Source organism: Oerskovia sp. NPDC056781, assembly GCF_042789955.1.
Lineage (GTDB): Bacteria > Actinomycetota > Actinomycetes > Actinomycetales > Cellulomonadaceae > Oerskovia > Oerskovia rustica.
This window is the reverse complement of record NZ_JBHUAD010000264.1, coordinates 1-5,129: the sequence shown is the minus strand read 5'-3', so window position 1 is coordinate 5,129 and position 5,129 is coordinate 1. Positions and strand designations below refer to the sequence as shown.

The window sequence follows — 5,129 nt, the reverse complement described above, 5'->3', positions numbered from 1 at the left end:
CGAGGGCAGCGTCGCGTACGCGTAGGCGTTGAGGCACACGTAGCTGCGCGTCAGCCCGAGCTTGGTGAGGAAGCCCTGGACGCGCTGGCCCGCGTTGCCCACGAGCGAGCGGCCCGCGATGCGTTCGGTGGGGCCGGGGTCCGACGCGATGACGAGCAGACGTGCGGACCGGTCGAGGCGTCCCCGGTAGAAGACGGGACCCCAGTCGTGCCAGAACAGCGCGGCGTGCTCGCCGTAGCCCGGGAGCCGCTCGAAGATCTCGGCGATCTCGGGCGGCGGTCCGGGGTCGTGGTCGGTGCTCATGTCGTCCCTCCCTCTCGTCGTGCGGCGCGCCTCTGTCGTCGTCCGTCGCGCGGGGTCCGGTCGTCAGCCGGCGCGGAGCAGCCCCAGGCAGAACGCCTGGAGGTCGACGTTGCCCCGCAGCAGGTCGTCACGGGTCATGTCGTACGGGACGCCCGCGATCCCGAGGTCCTCGACGGGGATGCCGTCGCCCCGACCCGAGCGGATGGTCCGCCGCACCGCGACGGTCAGCGACGTCCCGGCGGGCATGGGCGGCAGCGCCCGCTCGGTGCCCGCGAGCGCGTCACGCACCTGGGACAGCGTCCAGACGTTGGCCCCACCGCCCCCGGTGGCCTGCCCGACGGCGACGAGCGGACCCACGTCGTTGTCGACCCACCCGGCCGCGAACAGGTCGCCCGACGAGTACGTGTTCGGGTCGACGACCGCGACCGCGGGTCCCGGGTAGACCCGCCCGCGGTCGTTGCACCAGGCGGGGTCGGTCAGCGGCAGGGGCTGCGCGTACTGCTCGCCGGTCGACACGGCGTCCTGGAGCGAGCCGTTCCACGCCTCGAGCTCGAGCCGGTTGAACGGGCTGGCAGCCATGAGCCGGGTGAGAGGCGTGGCGACGAGGCTGAAGCGTGCGGGCACGACGGGGTGGTCCGTGAAGAGCTGCAGCGCGCGCTCGGCGGCCCAGACGAGCCCGCCCGGGTTGCCGCGCAGGTCCACGACGACACCGCCCGTGGGCAGGAGCCCCAGGAGCCGGGTCATCTCGTCGAGGTAGGCGGCGTCGTCGCCCACGTCGAACGACCACAGCCGCAGCAGGCCGTGGTCGGCGTCGAGCGCTCGCGCGGCGAGGACGTCCTGGAGCGGCGTGGGAATCCAGTCCGTGCTCACCTCGCCCGCGCTCCCGGTCGGGAGACGGCCCGACGGCGCCGCTCCCCCTGCGCGGGCGACGCTCGCTCGCGTCGTGCTCGCCCGGGGAAGGGGCGGCGGTGGTGGCGCGGCAGGCTCGGCCTCGTCCTCGGTGGCCCACAGCTCAGGGACGAACGTGAGCTTCTTGGCCCGGCGCACGGCGTCCGCGGCGGGGTCGACCGCGACCTTGAGCGCGGCGCGCGTGGCCCGGCTGACGGCCGTCTCGGCCCGACCGGGCGCGACGACCGTCCAGTCGAAGCGTGTCTCCCGGGTGGCCCCGCGGGGCGTCCGGTACTCGACGACGACCCAGTGCTCGTCGGGCGGCGGCCCGTAGTCGAGGGCGCGGAACGTCAGGGACTCGAGCGCCCGCGAGCGCCGCGCGTCGGGCCGCCCGCCGGTCTCGCGGTCGGCGTGGACCTCGACCGCGCGGACGATCGGCACGCCGTTCCACGCAAGGACCTCGACGCCCGGGGCGAACGACCTGTCGGTCGCGGCGCCGGGGCCGACCTTGGTCACGAGGAAGTGCGGCTCGGGGTCGGGCCCGTAGGCCTCGATCAGGAACGGCAGCGTCGCGACCTGCCCGCGTGCGGCGACGGGCCCGACGTAGCGGGTGTGCGCGTCGCGCAGCCCGGTGAGGATGCCCGTGAGCGCGAGGTGGAACTCGGCGTCGGTCAGGTCGACGGCGCGGCGCCGCAGCAGGGTGAGCCCCTGCACGGGGTCGCTCGCGTAGGCCGCGCGCTTGGCGGGCAGGTGGGAGTAGAGCCCGCCCAGGACCGTGACGAACGTGTCGACGACCTGGAGCCGTTCGCCGCCGTCGAGGTGCGCGGCCGGCGGGACGTCGGCGAGGGTCGTGGCCGTGACGGCCTCGGCGAGCAGGCGTCGGACGCGGGCGTCGCGCGGGTCGGTGGTCGTCACGTTCCCTCCCGGCGGTAGAGCGGTAGAGCGGTAGAGCGGTAGAGCGGTAGAGCGGTAGAGCAGTGGTGCGGCGGTCGGCGAGATCGCTGCGGCACGACCTCAGTAGTAGGCGCGCAGGCCGTCGAGCACGCCCGCGTGGAAGCCGCGCCCGACGACCTGGGCGAGCCAGGCGTCGTCGGGCGTCAGGGACTCGAGCGGCGGGACGGTGATCGTCCCGAGGTCGCGCGGGAGCCCGCCGACCGGGCCGACGCCCGTGGGCATGTCGAGCGCGAGGCGCAGGGGCGCGCCCTCGTCGGTCATGCTCCCGGCCCACGCCGCGGCGCGCGCCTGGGCTGCGGTGATCTCGGTCTGCGGGTCGGCACGGACGGCCTCGAGCCGGTCGACGACGTCGTCCCACTCCCAGGGCGTCGTGCCGTCGTCGGGGTGCGTGAGGCTCAGGCGCATGTCGCGCGAGCCGACGGAGAGGGCCGTGAGGTCGGGCGCGCCCGCCGCGGCCGTGAGCGCGGGAGTCCCGTAGCGCGCGACGCCGTCGATCACGACGAGGTCCACGTCCTCCTCGGTCGCGGCGACGACGGTGGCGAACGGGTCGGCGCCGCGCTCGGCGCGCAGCACGAGGACGTCCGCGAGCGCCCCGGGCTGCAGCCGCCCGGTCTGCCGACCCCAGCCGCGTGCGAGGACGTCGCCGGGCACGCAGGTCACCATGCGCACGAGGTCCTCGTCGCTGAGGTCCCACCCGGCGTGGTCGGCGGCGAGGCGCGCGGCCTTGAGCTCGCCCAGGACGTTCTTCGAGCCCGACGGCGCCCAGTCGGCCCCGAGGCACACGGCGAGTCCCGCGTCCCTCGCCGCGGGGACGTCGGTGGTGACGCCGTAGAGCCACAGGTTGGAGAAGGGCGACCAGACGACGGCGCCGGGGTCGGCCCACCGTGCGAAGCCGGCCGCGTCGACCGCGGTCGCGTGGACCGCGACGAACCGGGGCTGGAGGCAGCCGGCCGACTCGGCGTCGGTGTACTCGCGGGCGACGAGGCTGCCGGGCTGTCCCTCGGCGCAGTGGTAGACGAACAGCGATCCGGCGCGCATGCGGTTGGCGCGGTCGGCGAGGTCGGCGGGCTTGGCGGTGAGGACCGACGCGAGGACCTTGTTGCGGTCCCCCGTCCCGAAGCTCTCGTCGTCGATCTCGCGCACGAGCCACCCGTCGCGCGGGCGGTTCATGGGCGGGGAGCCCTGGACCGAGGTCGTGCCGCCCACGACCGCCTTGGTCTCGACGTACGCGAGCAGCTCGTGCGGGCTCGCGGTGATGAACGCGTACGCGGGCCACGTGGTGCTCGCGGCGTAGGTCCTGGCACGGGGCCACGAGTCGTGGTGCGCGAACGGGACGGCCTGCGACGGCTCGGTCCACAGAGGCAGCGTGTCGTAGGCCAGGTGGTTGTGGAGGTCGATCAGTCCGGGCAGCACGAGGGAGCTGCCGACGTCGACCACCGGACAGCCGTCGAAGCGTGCGGGACCGGGCCGGGTGCTGCGAGTGACGGCGGCGACGCGGCCGTCGTCGTCGATCCACACGCGGCCCGTGAAGACAGCAGACTCGGTGGGCGCGACCGACCGGTCGTCCGACAGTGCCATGACGCGTCCACGGATCGCCCACATGAGATCCCCCCGGTCCGAGCGACGGGCGTACCTGTTCTCGACGCTAGACCCGCGGCGCCAGGTCGGCGAGGGAGCAGGAGGGTGATTTCCCGCAGGGGCCACCAGCCGGGGCGGGAGAAAGGGCGTGCTCCGCCTCATCGATCTGTACTAGTGTCCAACTTGAACACGCGTACAAATTCGACGGAACCCGGAGGAGCCGCACGTGCGACCACTGACCCGGCAAGAGACCCGACACGCCTTCAGGAACACCACCACGCAGGAGACGAAGGTCCTGCGGCTTCCCGCCACGTTCGACACGCTCGACTGGTCCCGCCTCGACTACCTCGGCTGGCGCGACCCCCGGTCACCGCTGCGCGCGTACCTCGTCGCCCTCGTCGACGACGTGCCCCACGGCGTCATGCTCCGCCAGTCGGCGACCCGCAACGAGCTCGCGAGCCGCGCCGTGATGTGCGTGCTGTGCCGCTTCACCCGGCGTTTCAACGAGGTCGCCCTGTTCTCGGCCGCCCGCGCAGGGGCGGACAAGCGCGCCCGCCTCGACACTCTCGGCATCTACGTGTGCGTCGACCTCGACTGCCACACGAACGTCCACAGCACCCCGCTCCCGGGCCCCCTCGACCCGCCGGCCGCGGACATCGTCGCGTCCCGTCGCGACGGGCTGCGCACCCGGGCCAGCGCGTTCGTGCGCTCCGTCGTGATGCAATAGGCCGCTGCCGACACCGAGGAGACCACCATGGGGAGCTATCTCGCACGAGACGCGCGCCGCAGGACCATCCTGGACTCGGCCGTGGTCGTCCTGGGACGCGACGGCATCGCCGCCGTGACGGCCCGCTCGGTCGCGGCGGAGCTCGGCGGCTCCCAGGGGCAGATCCACCACCACTTCGGGTCGACGACGCAGCTCGTCGCCGAGGCCTGGCTCCTGTACACCCGGACCGAGGTCGAGCAGTTCGAGGCCGAGACGGCGAGCCTCGACCCGCAGGAAGCGGTCGGCCACTTCTTCGAGGGCCTGCGCGGCGGGCAGGACGGCGGTGCCCTCGCCCTCTGGGCCGAGGCGGGATCGTACGCGCGGTTCACCCAGGAGTTCGCCCCCGCGTACCTGGCGTCGCTCCGGCAGGTCTGCACGGTCCTCGAACGGCTCCTCGACCGGGAACGTCCCGACGACGGCAACCGGGACGCCGCCCTGCGCCTGCTCATGGTCGGGATCGGTCTGGCCGGGCTGACCGCGATCGCACCGGCCGACGAGACCGGCGTCGCCCCCGGGCAGGTCGTCGGCTCCGCGATCGCGCAGGAGCTCTCCCGCCTCCGCACACCGCCCCGCGCTTAGGGGTGGGCGTCGCCTCGCTGCCGAGCATGCGGTGGGCGTCGCCTTTCGGCCGAGTCAGGAC

General features: G+C 74.1%; 4 protein-coding genes and 1 pseudogene. 2 read left to right on the top strand and 3 right to left on the bottom strand.

Going from position 1 to position 5,129, the window contains the following annotated elements; genetic code table 11:
- From ACFRCR_RS16750 to ACFRCR_RS16740, 3 genes and pseudogenes are all read right to left on the bottom strand, one after another.
- Positions 1–303: pseudogene (locus tag ACFRCR_RS16750) on the bottom strand (hypothetical protein); the annotation flags it as partial.
- Between the two features lie 63 nt (positions 304–366).
- Positions 367–2,106 carry a S41 family peptidase gene (locus tag ACFRCR_RS16745; RefSeq protein ID WP_377679102.1) on the bottom strand — a complete coding sequence of 580 codons (1,740 nt, stop codon included), beginning with the start codon at positions 2,104–2,106 and terminating at the stop codon, positions 367–369.
- Positions 2,107–2,205: 99 nt separating this feature from the next.
- The gene (locus ACFRCR_RS16740; protein ID WP_377679101.1) at positions 2,206–3,723 is read right to left on the bottom strand and encodes a hypothetical protein; all 1,518 of its coding nucleotides are present in this window, start codon (positions 3,721–3,723) and stop codon (positions 2,206–2,208) included.
- 226 nt (positions 3,724–3,949) lie between these two features.
- Here ACFRCR_RS16740 and ACFRCR_RS16735 point away from each other — a divergent pair, with 226 nt between their 5' ends.
- Positions 3,950–4,450 (top strand): FBP domain-containing protein, encoded by a 501-nt coding sequence (locus ACFRCR_RS16735; RefSeq protein ID WP_377679099.1) that lies wholly within the window; start codon positions 3,950–3,952, stop codon positions 4,448–4,450.
- 27 nt (positions 4,451–4,477) lie between these two features.
- Positions 4,478–5,068, top strand: coding sequence for a TetR family transcriptional regulator (locus ACFRCR_RS16730; RefSeq protein ID WP_377679097.1), 591 nt, complete (start codon positions 4,478–4,480; stop codon positions 5,066–5,068).
- Positions 5,069–5,129: the final 61 nt, after the last annotated feature.

Bases quoted from the DNA above. Each gene is read 5' to 3' on its own strand.
- ACFRCR_RS16740 (WP_377679101.1), bottom strand. From the start codon at position 3,723: ATGGCACTGTCGGACGACCGGTCGGTCGCGCCCACCGAGTCTGCTGTC.
- ACFRCR_RS16730 (WP_377679097.1), top strand. From the start codon at position 4,478: ATGGGGAGCTATCTCGCACGAGACGCGCGCCGCAGGACCATCCTGGAC.